This window comes from Fibrella aestuarina BUZ 2, assembly GCF_000331105.1.
In the GTDB taxonomy this organism is placed as follows: Bacteria; Bacteroidota; Bacteroidia; order Cytophagales; family Spirosomataceae; genus Fibrella; species Fibrella aestuarina.
In genome coordinates, this window is sequence record NC_020054.1 from 1,014,951 (window position 1) to 1,031,436 (window position 16,486).

The 16,486-nt window shown below is 51.9% G+C and carries 14 protein-coding genes; 3 read left to right on the top strand and 11 right to left on the bottom strand.

The window, feature by feature from the left end:
• Positions 1–15: 15 nt before the first annotated feature.
• Together FAES_RS29495 and FAES_RS04010 are read left to right on the top strand one after the other, a co-directional pair.
• Positions 16–888: a glycosyltransferase family 2 protein gene (locus tag FAES_RS29495; RefSeq protein ID WP_083891461.1), complete on the top strand. Its 873-nt coding sequence runs from the start codon at positions 16–18 to the stop codon at positions 886–888.
• Between the two features lie 39 nt (positions 889–927).
• Positions 928–2,028 carry an acyltransferase family protein gene (locus FAES_RS04010; RefSeq protein WP_015329916.1) on the top strand — a complete coding sequence of 367 codons (1,101 nt, stop codon included), beginning with the start codon at positions 928–930 and terminating at the stop codon, positions 2,026–2,028.
• Between the two features lie 31 nt (positions 2,029–2,059).
• On the opposite strand, the gene FAES_RS04015 is transcribed toward FAES_RS04010, so the two are convergent.
• The 5 genes from FAES_RS04015 to FAES_RS04035 all read right to left on the bottom strand — a co-directional run bounded on the left by FAES_RS04015 (position 2,060) and on the right by FAES_RS04035 (position 7,495).
• Positions 2,060–3,247, bottom strand: coding sequence for a glycosyltransferase family 4 protein (locus tag FAES_RS04015; protein ID WP_015329917.1), 1,188 nt, complete (start codon positions 3,245–3,247; stop codon positions 2,060–2,062).
• The gene (locus FAES_RS04020; RefSeq protein WP_229364418.1) at positions 3,247–4,719 is read right to left on the bottom strand and encodes a capsule assembly Wzi family protein; all 1,473 of its coding nucleotides are present in this window, start codon (positions 4,717–4,719) and stop codon (positions 3,247–3,249) included. The genes FAES_RS04015 and FAES_RS04020 overlap by 1 nt, the downstream gene beginning before the upstream one ends.
• A gap of 81 nt (positions 4,720–4,800) precedes the next feature.
• Positions 4,801–5,700: a hypothetical protein gene (locus FAES_RS04025; RefSeq protein WP_015329919.1), complete on the bottom strand. Its 900-nt coding sequence runs from the start codon at positions 5,698–5,700 to the stop codon at positions 4,801–4,803.
• Positions 5,701–5,729: 29 nt separating this feature from the next.
• The gene (locus FAES_RS04030) at positions 5,730–6,653 is read right to left on the bottom strand and encodes a glycosyltransferase family protein (protein WP_041258565.1); all 924 of its coding nucleotides are present in this window, start codon (positions 6,651–6,653) and stop codon (positions 5,730–5,732) included.
• Positions 6,654–6,679: 26 nt separating this feature from the next.
• The gene (locus tag FAES_RS04035; protein WP_015329921.1) at positions 6,680–7,495 is read right to left on the bottom strand and encodes a WecB/TagA/CpsF family glycosyltransferase; all 816 of its coding nucleotides are present in this window, start codon (positions 7,493–7,495) and stop codon (positions 6,680–6,682) included.
• A 767-nt stretch (positions 7,496–8,262) separates the two neighbouring features.
• Here FAES_RS04035 and FAES_RS04040 point away from each other — a divergent pair.
• On the top strand, positions 8,263–9,897 hold the full coding sequence (locus FAES_RS04040) for a T9SS type B sorting domain-containing protein (protein ID WP_041257538.1): 1,635 nt from the start codon (positions 8,263–8,265) through the stop codon (positions 9,895–9,897).
• 22 nt (positions 9,898–9,919) lie between these two features.
• Here FAES_RS04040 and FAES_RS04045 read toward each other — a convergent pair whose 3' ends face one another.
• From FAES_RS04045 to FAES_RS04070, 6 genes are all read right to left on the bottom strand, one after another.
• A complete protein-coding gene (locus FAES_RS04045) occupies positions 9,920–10,591 on the bottom strand; it encodes a tyrosine-protein phosphatase (RefSeq protein WP_148289288.1) in 672 nt (223 codons plus the stop codon).
• A gap of 115 nt (positions 10,592–10,706) precedes the next feature.
• The gene (locus tag FAES_RS04050) at positions 10,707–11,657 is read right to left on the bottom strand and encodes an NAD-dependent epimerase/dehydratase family protein (RefSeq protein WP_015329924.1); all 951 of its coding nucleotides are present in this window, start codon (positions 11,655–11,657) and stop codon (positions 10,707–10,709) included.
• Positions 11,654–12,604, bottom strand: coding sequence for a glycosyltransferase family 2 protein (locus tag FAES_RS04055; protein WP_015329925.1), 951 nt, complete (start codon positions 12,602–12,604; stop codon positions 11,654–11,656). Before FAES_RS04055 ends, FAES_RS04050 begins: the two co-directional genes overlap by 4 nt.
• 137 nt (positions 12,605–12,741) lie before the next feature.
• Positions 12,742–14,112 (bottom strand): dipeptidase, encoded by a 1,371-nt coding sequence (locus FAES_RS04060; protein ID WP_015329926.1) that lies wholly within the window; start codon positions 14,110–14,112, stop codon positions 12,742–12,744.
• A gap of 102 nt (positions 14,113–14,214) precedes the next feature.
• Positions 14,215–14,859 (bottom strand): glycerol-3-phosphate 1-O-acyltransferase PlsY, encoded by a 645-nt coding sequence (gene plsY / locus FAES_RS04065; RefSeq protein WP_015329927.1) that lies wholly within the window; start codon positions 14,857–14,859, stop codon positions 14,215–14,217.
• Positions 14,860–15,066: 207 nt separating this feature from the next.
• Positions 15,067–16,368 carry a M16 family metallopeptidase gene (locus FAES_RS04070; RefSeq protein ID WP_015329928.1) on the bottom strand — a complete coding sequence of 434 codons (1,302 nt, stop codon included), beginning with the start codon at positions 16,366–16,368 and terminating at the stop codon, positions 15,067–15,069.
• Between the last annotated feature and the right edge of the window lie 118 nt (positions 16,369–16,486).

Here is a 16,486-nt window from a genome sequence, read left to right on the forward strand (position 1 = left end):
TCACATTTACTATTCATGATTTACGTCATAATTCCCGTACATAATCGTAAGCATTACACACGTGAATGTTTACGCTGCTTGCATGAGCAAGTATATAAGGATATTCGTGTAATAGTTGTTGATGATGGGTCTACAGATGGAACCACAGAACTTATCAAAGAAGAATTTCCAGAAGTTACCGTATTACATGGTGATGGAAACCTCTGGTGGACGAAGGCAATCAATATGGGCGTTAGTTATGCAATAAAACAAAGCACAGATACGTCAACTGACGCAATTTTGACTCTAAATGATGACTTACTAATCAAGCCAGATTACATAGAGAAATTGGCGTCCTTTTTTATGCAGAATCAGCCTTGCCTAGTAGGTTCACCTGTGGTTGATGTTAAAAACCATAACTATCTAGAGTATGCGGGGACTACTTGTAACTACTATTCTGCAAAATGGAAAAGTAATGCTAAAATATTTCATAATAATTATGATGAATTGAAGTCTAAGTCATCACTGTTACCTAGTGATGATCTTTCTGGAAGAGGAACATTGATTCCCATGTCATTTTTCTGTCAACAAGGTTTGTATGATGAGCGGAATTTTCCACACTACATGGCCGATATAGAATTATCTGTTCGTGCTAGAAAGTCTGGTTATAATTTATTTGTTGTTACAGATAGTTTGGTTTATAATTACATGGATGCAACTCGCAATAAACGGCAATCTTGGGATGTTTTTATTAAAGGTTTCGTCTCTTTCAAGTCTCCAAATTATCTTCGAAGCCGTTACATTTTCGCGGTTCGGCATACACCACTCCGACAAGTGTTTTTTTTGCTAGATCTGAGTAGAATGATATTCGGATTTGTTAAGAATAAAAATGAAACGGCTACACTTTAGCTACCAATTTTTTGGAGAATCAAAGTTTAAAACAAGCTTGTGGAAAATAATCAGACTTTAAAATTAGATTACATTGATACCATTAGAGGTACGGCTATTTTAAGTGTTTTATGTGTTCATTGCTCTCAATATGGTGAAAGCTTAAACGGTTTGTTTGAAGTAATTGTCAGGCAAGGGGCAAAAGGTGTACAGTTGTTCTTTATTGCATCTGCATTTACACTTTTCTTGTCTATGTGGAGACGTAAGGGTAAAGAAGAAAAGATTTTACTTTATTTCTCCCGTCGGTTTTTTCGTATCGCTCCGATGTATTGGATAGCCCTTGTTTATTTTTCTATTCAGAATGATTATTGGAACAAGGATGATATATTTGGTTTTTTTGTGACAAACTTGACTTTTACTCACGGTTTTTTTCCTAAATATTTTAATTCTATAGTTCCAGGTGGGTGGTCAATCGCAGTAGAAATGACATTTTACTTGATGGTACCATTTCTTTTTTCTAGAATAAAGTCTTACAGGTCAGCTGTAATATTTACAGCTTTGGCATGCTCAATTCACATATTTACTATATGCATTATAAAAATCTTAGTCCCCTCTTTTGAAATTTATTCAGATTATGACTTTTATTTTAATCATTATATTATTAGTTCAATTCCGGTTTTTTCATTTGGTATCTGTTTTTTTTATATCATAAAAGAAAATATTTCCTTTGAAGGAATGACCACCTTATTTATTATATCGTTAATAGCTTCGGTAATATTGTTCATTCTGAAAGTCGATTATCTTTATATAATTATTAGTTTTGTTTTTGTCTTATTTTCTGTTTTATTAGCAAGGGGCTATGTGAGTTGTATGAAAAATGTGCTATTGATGTATATTGGCAAAGTAAGTTATAGCTTATATCTAGTTCATTTTGCTGTTTTGTTTTGGCTTGAAAAATTAGACTTAGTTGATTATGGATTTACTAAAAGTAACAAAATAGATTTTTTTGTTAGACTTGTTTTAGTTTTGTTGTTTTCTGTTCCTGTAGCTGCATTATTCTACAAATTTGTAGAAGTACCAGTTCAAAAGATAGGTAACAAAATGACAAAGCATTATTTTGATAAGAGACTAGATGGAAAGGTAATTAAGTCTAATGTTTGAGTTTTTAGTAAAAGTTTTACGATATGACAATTTAGAGATCAGCTATATTCTTGTCCTCTATTATTAATTTGTATAGCGACACTAGTTGATCCATAACTACCAAAGAAGTATATTTTTTCTCGAAACAAAGCCTTCCTTTCCTACCCCAATTTATTGATGTATTGGGAGTTTGGTAAACGTCTGTAAGTAACTTCGATAATGATTGGGGATCGCCAGTTTGAAAAAGTAGTCCGGTTTTGCCATCTTCTACGATCTGATTCAAGTTTCCTTGGTCAGAGCATATAACAGGCGTACCAGTTGCGAACGCCTCCAGAATAACGGTAGGTAACCCCTCATACCAGATAGAAGGCACAATAATGGCCCGGCATTGACGCATCCGTTCTATCACCTGCTCTCTCGGTAGGCTTCCTCGGTAATATACATGCCCCTGTTGAGCTGCAGCTTCTACAGCTGCCTGTAATGGGCCTTCGCCAATTATTTCGATAGGCAAGGCTACTTGTTTGGCTGCTTCAAGCAACACGTCAATTCCTTTCTCCTGCGACAAACGGCCCACGAAGAGAAAAAAATCACCGCGTTGATCGGGTGCCGTGTACCCTAGATCAGGTACGAAGTTTGGCTTCACAACAACCTGTTCAGGCCGCAGTTGCAGCGATGATTGCAACATTTTCTGGCGAGCAAAATCGGTTAGTGTAATGAACCGGTCGACGCGTTGCCATGTATGCGCCAGTTTGTGTAAGCTGGTAATGGCTGTAAGTTGGGCTGATTGTGCCTGCGAATCACGAAAACAGCCAAAGCGAATACCATCGAGTGGGACCGTTTTGGTCAGACAACGTTCGCAGGGGATTTCGCCCGGCCGCATGAGCAACCCGCTAGCACATACGAGCCGATAATTGTGCAACGTCATCACAACGGGTACGTTGCAGGCTTTAGCGGCATTGATAACGGCGGGCGAAGCTGTGTAAAACAGATTATGGATGTGAATAACGTCGGGCTTAAACCGAGCAATCGCTTCCTTGACTCGTTCTGCCGACGCCCGGTTATTGAGCGTTTGAAATGCTGCTATCAGCTTACCGCCGACTGACTTCCCAAACTGGTCATTATTAAAGATAACAGCGTCTACGTCGTGCCCCAACTCGCGTAGCTTCGCAAACTCCTGCTCGAAAATGGTATCCTCACCGCCTCGTAGTCGGTAGTAATTATGAATGAACAGGATACGCATTACTGAGGACGGGCAAAGATTTTCCGAAGTCGAATCCAGCCGCCGAAATTATTCGTCAGCCATTGGCCCTGATCAAGCGAAACAGTAGCTGCCAGTTCTGAACCACCTAGCCAGCGCAAGGGCACCGACGCTTCAGCCATACCCGAGAATTGAGCCAATGGCACTCTGGGATCGCGCAGAATAGGACGGCCAAAATGCTGACTAAAAGAGAAAAGAGCACGTACCTGAGCCCCCGAAGGCCACCCACCCAACAAACCGATATGGATGACCTGAGCGCGGTTGCTGCTTACCGTTAAGCGGCCGTATGCCGAACGGAGGTCACGTAGGTCTGGACGAGTGTCTTCACGTAACGTAATAAAGGGTGTCCCAATGATATGGCGTCGGTAAGCCCATCCGTCAGAATATTGGTAGTTGTTAAAATAATCGTCGGCTCCCGCAAACAGCCCGTTCTGATCGGTCGTAAAACCACTCTGGTTCATCGTAGACAACACTTCCGCTGTTACCTGTTGAAATCGGAAACCGCCCGTAACAGCGCCTGCGTTACGCCAACGTACCCCGTAAAGGCCGTCGGGCATGTTCTGAAAAGCAACGCCTGACTTATCTTCGTAGGGATGCTGGTAATACAAAAACCAATTGGACCGGTCGCCCAGAATTTCTACTGCGAAATCGATAGATCCCAAGTGGTTACCTACCCGGTTGAGCCGGTCAATTTCGACATAACTGGTTGAGTCTGCGATGGGTGTCTCGGATGCTGTAATAACGCGCAGATAGTCTTTAAACGTGTTGGGCAATTGACCATTGACTGACAACGTACCTACATTGCGCCGACCGGCCCACTGTGCGTTATGTACTACGCCCGCGTACAGATTGACTCGTCGTTTAAACAGGCTAACCCGCCCGTAGAGCGCTTTCTGATGGAGATAGGAGCCCTGCACCGAATCGGCTTTACCAAACCAGCCATGGGCATAAAAGGCGTTAATCGCTACAATGCCATTGGTGAAGCCGAGCGGCGCAAAACCGCGCGTACCAAGCTGAATCTTCGGAATGGGTAGCGCATTGCCCGACCAAGAGTAAGAACCCGACGTCAGCAGTGTGTCCATCAACCCGAATACTTCGCGTCGTCGTCCGCCATAAAGCTCGAATTGACCTAGCCGAAGACTGGCATATGCCTCAGGCAGTAGGATCCGAACCGCGTTTGGCTCAGCAGGCGTTGTGGCACTACTGATCAGCGCGCCTTCAATACCGACTTTCAGATGCACACGTCGTGGGTCGGTAGGATCACCTTTGAAAAAGGTCGTGCCCGCCCGGACAATACCTGCCGGATTATTGAGTGGCACAAGGCCATACTGACGGGTACGAAGCCAGAATGGCGTTTGACTGGCCGACGCGGCGAGCCCACCCACTTCGACAAACGAACGGGTACCCCGGCTGGTTGTATCAGGAATGGCTTGGGCTGCAGCAAGATGAGGCAAGCAGAGAGTAGCAAACCAAAGTGTAAATTTCTGCATATGAGACCGTTGAGTTGCGGCAAAGATACATGAAAACAAGGTCCTTTACCGCACGCCCGCCATTGTCTTCAGGCGGTTGTAGAGTCGTATGGTCAGACTAAACTGATGACGTACCTGCTGGGTGTAGTAAGGGCTCTCAAAGGCCTGTCCTGGCATTCGAAACTGACGTTGCTCACCTGTATCCAGTGTAGTTTTATACCGGTCGTATACGTTGGCATGCATACCATCGCCGCCACCGAAACCGATGTTAGTCGTTTTCGACACGGTTGGATAAACCGTCAAGCCCTGTTGTTTGTAAAGGGCGTAGCAAAGGCGGATATCCCAGGTGTCGATGTCGCCTTGTATGGTCCGGCGTAGCATACGTACCCGATCACTACCGTAATAGTTGAAGGCCCGCCTCGCCCCCGAGTCGGCCATAAACTGAGGAAAATCCATTACGTTCCAGTCGGCTTTGAACCAGCGATCGGCCCAGATACCCCAGCCCCAGGCGCAGGTACGTCCGAAAAAATACACGTCGTCTTGGTAATCAGCCGGTTTCCGAAACGGGAAGGTATAGCCACCTACTGAAAAAACGCGCGGACTATCGCGATAGGTAACTAACCCCTGATTGATGAAATCCAGAAAATTAGGAGCAGTGACAATGTCATCTTCAACGATGATAGCGGTAAGATGATCACGCAGAATCAGCGATACGCCGTTGATGATGGACTGGGCACAGCCGCAATTAGCTTCGCTGAAATGCAGCGTTAGGCTACGAAAACCCGTTACCTGCCTGGCCAATGCCTGCACAGCCGCCACTTTGGGCTGATCGACCGCCGTTCTGGGGCCATCCACAAAGATGTGCAGATCGCTCTGCGCCGCCAGGTGGTTTGCCTGAAGCGCGGCTATGGTTCGTTGGAACGTATCGGCACGTTTGTAAGCGAAGAGTATGATGGGGGCTGTCATGCGTAGTCGGTTGAGTGAAGCAGGGCTGATTAGGTTTTTGTCAGCCAGCGGCCTGCTTTCAGGGCCTCGGTAATGAGCCGATTGCCAAAGCGGACGGGCAAACTAAATTTCCAGCGCATGTTATGCAGGTAATAATCGGTGCAGGCCAACTCGGTCGGAAAGGAAAATGCCCGCTGCTCACCCGTATCCAGAATGGTCCGGTACCGGTTGTAGCCGTGCGTGTTCGTCGACTCAATCGAGAAGCCTACGTTATTAATTTTCGAAATGGTAGGGTAGAGGGTCAGGCCGCCGACGTTCGCCTGCGCGTAACACCAGCGAATGGCCCACGAGTCAATTTTCCCAGTCTGCCACTTCTTCAGCATCCGCAACCGATCACTACCATAGTAGTTAAACGCATCGCAGCGTTGTTGGTCACTCAAAAAGGCATCAAGATCACCCACAGACCAGTCAATTGGTAGCCAACGGTCCGCCCAGGTGGCCCACCCCCACGAACCCGTGCGGGGATACAGGTAACCATCGGCGGCATAATCGGCTGGCTTATCGAACGGGAATGTGTAGCCCGTAATGGAAAAAACCGTTGACTGATGCCGGTAATCGCGCAGGCCCTGATTCATATAGTCCAGGAAGTTGCGGGAGGGCAGCAGGTCATCTTCGAGCACGATGGCCTGCCCATACTGTTGCATAACAGTCGTTACACCCGTAATGACTGATTTAGCCAGCCCCTGATTCTGCTCGGCGTAGGTCCGGTGGATTGCCCGGAAGCCTGTGAGGTTATCAATGAGTTTGCGAACCGCCTCTACCTTGGGCCGATCAGACTCCCGTTTAGGGCCATCGACAAAGACGTAGAGTTCACTCTGCGGCGCGAGGTAATTAGCCTGCAAGGCTTCGAGGGCTAATTTGAGCTCCTGCGGGCGTTTGTAGGCAAACAGAACGATGGGCGCTAGTTCAGCCACTGGTCTGGTTACAGAATGCGTTTGATTCATAGAATGTGCTGGCGGCGTGAGTCAGCGCCTCGTTTAGTACGCCAGAACTGACGAGTTAGATAAAGCAGAAAAAGCGAATTGGTAACGGCATACCGTTTGAACAACCGACGTGGCTCCACTGCCAGCCGAAATACCCACTCCAGCCCGTTTTGCTGCATCCAGCGTGGCGACCGGCGTTGCGTACCCGCCAGAATAGGCAGTGCCCCACCAATACCCAGCATCACGGCCTGAACACGCCCTCGCATCTGGGCCATCCAGCGTTCCTGTTTCGGGCAACCCAGGGCTACAAACACCAATCGGGCACCCGACGTATTGATGGTATCGATCACGTCTGACTCTTCCGCTTCGGTTAGGGGGCGAAAGGGGGGCGACAGCGTACCGGCAAGCTGTAGGCTTGGGTAACGTTCCTGGCAAACCGCAACGGTCTTGGCCAGTACATCGGGGGTTGAGCCGTAAAAGAATACGGGTAGCTGTTCTTCAGCGGCGCGGCGAACCAGATCGGGCAACATATCGATGCCGGCTACCCGTTCCTGCGGCAGACCTTGTAGCAGCCGTATGGCCCACGTGAGGGGTACGCCATCAGCGGTTACCCAGTCGGCCTCGTTGACCAGTTGGGCAAAGGCAACGTCATGCGTTCCTTCGACAGTCATGTGCACATTCGCAAAGCAGGCTGTGCGTGATTCATGCCGGTGCGCCGCTGCAATAATTGCCTCTTGAATGGCGTGATAGGATGCCAGTGAGATGTCGAGACTCAATACTGGCGCACGAGGTGAGGCAGACACCGGCGATACTGGGGAAGATAAAGGAGCCATAACGTTGTATTGACGCTAAGTCAGGGCTGATCCAGCATGGATGTTGACGGGTCGCTTACCATGGTAATCCGTCAGTTCAGCCAAAAAACCGGTTGACGAAGCGAGATAGACAAAGGCTATAGACCATTCTATAAGCTTTATCGATATACAATATTTCTCAAAAAAAATGATCTCGTCTACCGAATGAGTGTAAGATCATATAAAAACGTTGAATTGGTCAATTCAGGTCTACGTTGCTTGGCAGTTTGGTAATAAATACGGCGCAAGATACTCATATTCACGATGTAATCGTACAGACGCTGGCGTAAACCCTGTATGCACTCGGGTACGAATAGGTATACTGACTCGCTCTAAAATGTGTATTTTTGGTGCCTATACGGTAAGTCCATCGAATTAATGCAAGCTCACTTGCTGACTCAGGATGCCTCTCAGCCATCAAAAACCTGACTAGCGTGACAGTCAACGAGACGCGAATGAAACCACTTTGGCAAGTACCGGGATGGGCCTGTCAATTCATCGTATGGTTGATTATTGGCTATGGAGGGTGCACCACCTCACTAGCACAGTGTAGCCAAACTTACTCCTGGGTAGATTGGTCTGCATTTCAGGACAATAAGGCCGTGGGCTCTATTCTGGTCGATGGAAAGCAAATACAGGTTGACGTGACAACCAATTTTCCCCTTAAGCCGACGAGTGATGTATTTGCCTTTAGCCAATTTCGTTCCTTTTCAGAATACAGTTCGTTATCCAATAAGACCACGCCAAGGATGGTTTGGTCGAAAGACGGCAAAGGTGAAGCGACCATTTGTTTTTCGGAGCCCGTCACCAACCCTGTACTACTGATTGCATCGCTCGGTGGCCCTGACACAACGGTCAACTTAACGTTCTCCCGCTCGTTTGTTCCGCTGTTCCAGAACAGAGGTGCCGAACAGACTAGCGCGAATAAGCTAAGTGGTACGGAAGGGTATGCTGTAGTCCTGTTCCCAGGTACGTTCAGTTGCCTAACTGTCGAATCTGATCAGTATGAATATTATACAAATATCAATTTTGGTATTCGGCCTGCTGCCTTTCCGCTGGCACTCAGTACACCACAGCCCGGCTGTAATCGTAGTAGCGTAGCCGCCACAGGTGGCGCGAGGTATCAGTGGGATGGGGGACAAAAGCCCGGTAGCGGTGCCAACGTATTTGACCAGAGTGGTACGTATACCGTTAAAGCTACCGACGACAAAGGGTGTGTTGCGTACGCCATGACAACCGTGACGGTGCCGTCGCCAACGGAAGTTCGGTTTGGTACGTACCCACCGCTCTGCAACGGACAGTCTATAACAGTAGGTCCCACTGTGAAGACAGCTACTAATTCGGTGTCGTATCGGTGGGCGTCCGGCGAAACGACGCCCACCATCACCGTTGCCAAGTCGGGTACCTATGAAGTCACTGTGCAGGATGGCGGCTGCGTAAAAACGGCTGCCGTGACCATTGCGCCCGCCCGATCACCCGCCTTGAAGCCTGATGCAACGGTCTGCCTGGCGGGCACCTCAACGACGCTGGAGGCCGGTACGACCGAAGGGAGTATGACTTACAACTGGTTATCGGGCAACAGTAAATCGCAGACGCTCAATGTATCACAACCCGGCCGTTACCAGGTGAAGGTGACAAACCCACTCGGGTGCACGGCCATCCGCACGATCGATGTGGTCACCATGCCAACTGTCAGCCTGGACCGGTCACGGGCTATCTGCGTAGGTGAAGAAACCGATTTGATCCCCACCGTCGGCGGACCCGCCAGTCCGGTTTATCACTGGTCGACGGGATCGGTCGAGCCCAGCATCCGCGTAAGTGAACCGGGTACGTATCAGCTTACTGTGGCTAATGGCCAATGTGCCGCCACCGCGTCACTGGCCTTGACGGTCAATCCGTTGCCAGCGGTGCTCCCCGACGAGACCGTTTGCCGGGGCAAAACCCTCAACGCCGGTAGTCTGGAGCCTTCGGTTTCTTATAAGTGGGAGAATAAAGGGGAAACCACCTCCGAGATTGCGATTCAGGCGGAAGGCATTTACCGGGTAGCCATTACTAATCCGATGGGCTGCTCCGTCGTACGAACCATCACGGTATCGGGCATCTGTGCCTCCCATATACTGGCCCCCACTGGCTTCACACCGAACGGCGACGGCATGAATGATGTGTTTGCTCCCGCAATTGTGCAGGGCGACGTGCTTGAACTAACTGTTTACAACCGATGGGGTGTCGTCGTCTACAGCGAACGAACCGACCGGCCGACCTGGGACGGCACGCAATATGGACAGGCTTGCCCTAATGGTTCGTATAGTTACCGCTTGGTGTACCGCACTATTCGCAACGATGGCGACAAAGTATACAACGGAACGATCGTGCTGCTGCGATGACCGAAATTAAATAGATTTCGGCTTACAGCTTGCTATTCAACAGAGGTTGCTTGGCTAGTTCCTGCCAGCCTGGCATTGAAAAGGCCTCCTGAAGGATGGCGAGGTCGGCGGGGCGGTGCAGGTCGCTGCCGATGAAACTGATGCAGTGCTCTTTGAGCAGATCCTGCGCCAGCTTCTGGGCTTTGGCTCCGTAGCGTCCTGCGAGTGACATCAGATTTAATTGCAACAGACACCCCTGCTCACGAAGCTGCTTCAGCAGGTAGGGCTCGCTCTGGTAATAGCGGTAACGTTCGGGGTGGGCCAGAATAGGGGTATAGCCTTTGACCTGCAGGTCGAACACCCATTGGTCGAGTTGTCGGGGGGCGGCGGCCCAGCCCGTTTCAATCAACACATACTGTTTTTCCCCGAAGCTCAGCAGCTCACCCGCGCGCAGCAGGTGATCGAACTGTTCGTCGAGCAGGTACTCAGCGGCAACACTGAATTCAATCGGGATGTTCTCGTCGCGAAGGGCTTGTTGTACGCCCTTGACGGCCTCCAGCAGTTGCGTGGCGGTGTTGGGGTGGTAATCCTGACTGATATGTGGGGTGGCAATGACGCGCCGGATCCCCCAGGCAGCATACTGCCGGAGACAGGCCAGGCTTTCGTCCAGCGTCTTAACCCCATCATCGACACCCGGGATCAGGTGGTTATGCATATCCGTCGGCCATAGCTCGGTAATCCGCTCTATCACTGAGGCCGCACTCGACTCCTTCTTAAACCAACGTTGTACTTGTTGCCACATGCTGACCACAAAGATACCGCCTAATAAATTAGAGCAACATCATCTGCATCCAAGTTACCATATGGCTAACGCCCTCGGCTAAGCTTACTTCCGGGGCATAGGTGAGTCGTTGTGAGGCTTTGGATAAATCGGCCCAGGTGTGCGATACATCGCCGGGCTGTCGGGTGTTGAACGTCAGCTGCGCTTTGTTGCCGGTGGCTTCTTCCATGAGCTGCACCAGCTGGGCAACGGTGGTATTGGTGCCACTGCCAATGTTGTACAGTTGAAAGCCGTCCCAGTGTTGGAGGGCTTTGGTAATGCCCGCTGCTACGTCGGTCACGTAGGTAAAATCGCGGCTGGCATTGCCGTCGCCGTAAATGGTAATGGGCTGATGCGTCAGGATGCGCCGGAGAAACTGATAGATCGCCATATCGGGGCGTTGCAGCGGCCCAAATACGGTAAAGAAACGGAGGCAGTTGATGGCGAATCCATGCTCCTCGGCGTATTGCTGGCAAAGCTGTTCGGCCGCCTGTTTGGTCTGGGCGTAGGGCGAAATCGGCGCGGGCTGATTTCGCAGTTCACTGTTCCGTTGCCGCTCCGTTTCCCCGTAGACAGATGACGACGAGCTGAAAACAAGCCGCCGGACGTTGTGCGCCCGCATCATGTCGAGCAGGTGCTGCGTACCCAATACGTTGACCCGATAATATTCGTTGGGTTGCCCAAACGACGACCTTACACCCGGCAAAGCGGCCAGATGCACCACAGCGTCAAAGGTATACTGCTGAAAGAGCCGGTGCAGGAGCAGCGGATCGCAGAGGTCGCCCTCGTGCACATGTACCCGCCCCGAGTCGGCATGGCGGCTGATGTTCTGCCGCTTCAGCGCCGGGTCGTAGAGGTCGTTGAAATTATCGATGATGTGAACGGTATCGCCCTGGGCGAGTAGTCGTTCGGTAAGGTGCGTGCCGATGAAACCCGCCCCGCCGGTTAGCAAAATCGTCATAGCGGAACGGGGGTTTTTCGGTAAATACGTCGAATAACAAATGGCTGGGCCGTGCGGCTCTGATAACGTCGGTAGAGCTGCAAGTCGGCACCGATGCCCACCGCCAGCAACAGGCTCGCCAGCAAACCAAACAAGGCCGCCCCGATCAGCCACGTACCCACGTACCCAAACCCGACCAGCAACGTACCCAGCCCGGCTACGCCCAGGCACGTACCCAGCACCCGCATGGCAGCGTGCATAGGCCGGTTCTGGTAATGGATCAGGTACGTCATGAAAACGAGGTCGGCCAGTACGCGGGGAATGCGCCCCAGCCCGTAGTGCGATTGGCCCGTCAGGCGGGGGTGGTGCATGACCGGAACCGACACCATGCGCGCGCCCTCCGCTTTCGCCAACGCCGGTATGAAGCGGTGCTTGTCGCCATAGAGCGGCAGGCGTTGGACCAGGTCGTGCGTAAACAGCTTCAGCGTACAGCCAAAGTCGGAGTGGTCGATGCCCGTCAGGCGACGAATGAGCCGGTTGGCCAGTTGACTGGGTAAACGGCGCAACAGCCAGCCGTCTTGCCGCTTAGCCCGGATACCGGCAACCAGATCAGCCCCCGTCGACTGGGCAACCCGAAGCAACTGCGGAATATCGGCGGGGTCGTTTTGGCCGTCGCCATCGAGGGTCGCGACAAACGCGCCGGTGGCTATTGACAGCCCGGCGGCCATGGCGGCGCTCTGCCCCGTGTTGCGGCTGAGTTCGACGATGGTCAGGGGGGCGCCACCCTGTTGCCGGAGCCGCGTCAGGGTCTGGTCGGTTGAGCCGTCGTCAACAACGATTAACTCATAAATCATGTCCGCCAACGCATGCCGCACCGCATCGAGCAGGGGCAGTATGGCGTCCTGTTCGTTATAAGCACAGATAACAACCGAGACCTGAACAGGCTCAGTGGCAAGCGTTGCGGTCATGAAGGTAGATAACGTTGAGTTGTTGTGCCGTATGAAGTAAAAAAGATGAGCTGTGCCGACTAGGCACTGTGAATTAAACAAATTTCACAATCCGGGCAGGAATTATGAAGTTTAATTCATATCTCATAGTTTTTAAGTCATATTTTGCCCTTTAACCGGGCGTATTCCTGATAAAAATAAGGAATCGTTTCAATCCCCTTGTAGAAATTGAAGAGGCCGTAGCTTTCGTTGGGCGAGTGAAGGGCGTCGGCATCCAGCCCGAAGCCCATCAGGATGGTCTTGATTCCCAGCTCTTTTTCAAACAGGGCCACGATGGGGATGCTGCCGCCGCCACGCGTCGGGATGGGCTTCTTGCCCCAGGCCAACTCAAAGGCCCGGCTGGCTGCCTCAAACTCGACCGAGTCGGTAGGCGTCACGTAAGGGAACCCGCCGTGATGCGGCGTCACCGTCACTTTTACCGACGCTGGCGCGATGGCTTTGAAGTGCCGGGCGAACAGATCGGTGATCACATCGGGATGCTGATTGGGCACCAGCCGCATGCTGATTTTGGCCGAGGCCTTTGAGGGCAGCACGGTTTTGGCTCCCTCGCCGGTGTAGCCACCCCAGATGCCGTTCACGTCGAGCGTCGGGCGGATTGACGTCCGTTCGTTGGTCGAATAGCCCGCTTCGCCCGCCACATCGTCGATGCCGAGGTCGCGCTTGTACTCGTCGAGATCAAAGGGAGCTTTGGCCAGTTCGGCGCGTTCGGCCTCGCTCAGGTCGGCTACGTCATCGTAAAAACCGGGGATGTTGATTCGTCCTTGGTCGTCGTGGAGCGACGCAATCATTTTGGCCAGGACGTTGGCCGGGTTGGCGACCCCGCCCCCATACACGCCCGAGTGCAGGTCCCGGTTGGGTCCCGTCACGGTCACTTCCACGTAGGAGAGTCCCCGCAGGCCCGTTTCCAGCGATGGCACGTCGTTGCTGATGATGCTCGTATCGGAAATCAGGATGACATCGGCGGCCAGTTTGTCGCGGTTTTCGGCCACGAACGTACCCAGATGGTCGGAGCCCACTTCCTCTTCGCCTTCGATCATCACCTTCACGTTGCAGGGCAGCGCGTCGGTGGCGAGCATGGCTTCGAGAGCCTTAATGTGCATGTAGAACTGCCCCTTGTCGTCACAGGCCCCACGGGCGTAGATGCGTTCGTTCCGAATGGTTGGTTCGAAAGGGGGCGTGTGCCAGAGCTCGTATGGGTCGGCCGGCTGCACGTCGTAGTGGCCATAGACCAGCACCGTCGGCTTGGCCGGGTCGATGAGCTTCTGGGCAAATACGATGGGGTGACCCGCTGTATCGATGACTTCGGCATCGTCGAGGCCCGCGTCGGTCAGCCGGTCGCGGACGAATTCGGCTGCCCGCCGTACATCATCTTTAAACTTGGAATCGGCTGATACCGACGGAATCCGAATCAACTCGAACAGTTCGTCGAGGAACCGTTGCTTATTCTCGCTGAGGTACGTTGCTAGCATAGCATGAGGATGGGAACGCGGATAAAACGGATGCAGCGGATTGTATCGATTCAACTGAAAAAATCGGCGCGCATCCGGTCAATCCGTGTCATCCGCGTTCCATCATTTTTTCTTCAACTTAATCAAGATAGTTCGGTTTTCGTTGCCCTGGATGAGGCGACCGATGTTTTTCTTGTGGGTGATGGCCACGATCAGGAAGATCAGAAAGCCGAAACCAATAAGCATGGGGTTTTCGGGCTGACCGAACACGCGCAGGAGCAGCAAGACCGGAAACGCCAGTGCCGCCAGCAATGACCCCAGCGAGACAAACTGCGAGGCAATCACGACGACCAGCCAAATGCCGATGCAGACGGCCGCCACGTCGGGCCGGATCGCCAGCACCATACCCAGCAACGTAGCCACGCCCTTGCCCCCCCGAAACTGCGCAAACAAGGGATACAGGTGCCCAATGACCGCCAGAAAGCCGAACAGCAACTGGTAGCTCAGCAATTCATTGTCGCTGAGGGGATAGATGGTATTGACGAAAAAAGCCAGGGAAGCGGCGGCGTATCCTTTCAGGGCATCGACCAGAAGGACAATGGTACCAGCTCGTTTGCCCAAGACACGGAAGGTGTTGGTGGCACCCGCGTTACCGCTGCCGTGCTGCCGGATATCGAGGTTGAAGAAGGCGCGTCCGTACCAAACAGCAGTCGGAATCGATCCTAACAGGTAAGCCATCACGGTGGCGCCCACTATCAATAACGTCATTCAGATTTGACGGAAAATTGTATTTATTTAGGATACAAGGCGGAATCAGAATGACAAAGCTACACCAAAAAGGATAATTTATAGAAGAAAAAAGAGGCAACGGACAATCCGACTGAATACTGTATGATGTACAATGTATAATGGGCTGGCGCGTGTATATGCTTGCGCCAGCCCATTATACATTGTACATCATACAGTATTCAGTCCTCACACTTTCCCCCCCACAACGACTTCTATCATCGATTCCGGGGTAAAGTAAGTCTGGGCCATCTCCTGAATATCGGCGGCCGTGACGGCGCGGATGCGGCGGATGTAGGTACTCAGAAAATCGACCGGCAGGCCGTCGAGCAGGATCAGTTTGTAGCGATCGGCAATCTCGAAAGGAGTGTTGAGCGAGCCGACAAATTCGCCCGCCATGTAGTTCTGCACCACCGTCAGTTCGTCGGTCGGGACTGGTTCGGTTTGCAGGCGGTGAATCTCTTTCCAGACCTCATCGATAGTTTGCTGGGTGAATTCGCGCTTCACGTCGGTGCCGATCATAAACTGGCCCGCGTGCCGGAAAGCGCCCACATTCGATGAAATGCCGTAGGTGAAGCCTTTTTCTTCCCGGATATTCTTCATCAGTCGCGAGCCAAAATAGCCCCCCAGCACCTCGTTGGTCACCAGCATCTTGTGGAAGTCGGGGTGGTCGCGGCGGAAGAGTATCCGGCCCATCCGAATCGATGATTGCAGGCTACCGGCTTTGTCGATCAGCTCAGCGGTGGTGTCCGTCTGCCATTGTACCGTTGGCGTGGCTGCGGGACTGGCGAGGGGCTGCATAGGCAACTGACCCAGTACTTGATTGACCAGCGCGATTTCGGTAAGTCCCACCTGCCCCGCCATCAGCACCCGGAATGGCCGTTGGCAGATATGCTGGTCGTAAAACGCAACGGCATCGTCGCGGGTCAGGGCGGTAACCATGTCGGGATTCTGGCTGCGGCCATAGGGGTGGTCGGAGCCGTAGAGCTTTTGCCGGAGCCGTACGTTGGCGATGTGGGCCGTTTTCTCGAAACTGACCTTCAGGTTTTGTAGCGTAATCGTCCGAAGGTCCTCAAATTCCTTCTCTGGGTACGTAGCTTCGGTGAGCAGTTCAGCTACCAGCGGTAATACGCTGCCAAGATGTTTGGGCTGGCAGTACACAATCAGGTTACCCCGGTCGAAGCCGTTGTTCAATTCCAGGAAGGCGCCATAGCGGTCGAAGCCATCGCTGATCTGGGCCGATGTATGCTGTCTGGTACCTTCGGCCAGCATTTTCCACGCAAAAAACGAGGCGCCGGGGCGGCCTTCCGCCGATGCGTTTTCATACCACGTACCGGCGTCGAAATTGACTTCCAGCCGCATAACGGGCTGCTGATCGAAGGTGACGACATACAGCGGCGCGCCGTTGTCGAGCTGTTGGGTGTCAACAGCCACCGATTGAATATCCTGAACTGGGTGGAAATCAGGCGCAAGAGTGCGGTCGAGTGTCATGTAATCCAGATGGCTTGTACGAAAAAGGCAACCCGTCAAAAACAGGTTGCCGATCTATAAGAGGGCCGGTTTGCTGATCGTCCGGGCCACTGTCAGGTGGGGAGACGGATCAGCAAAC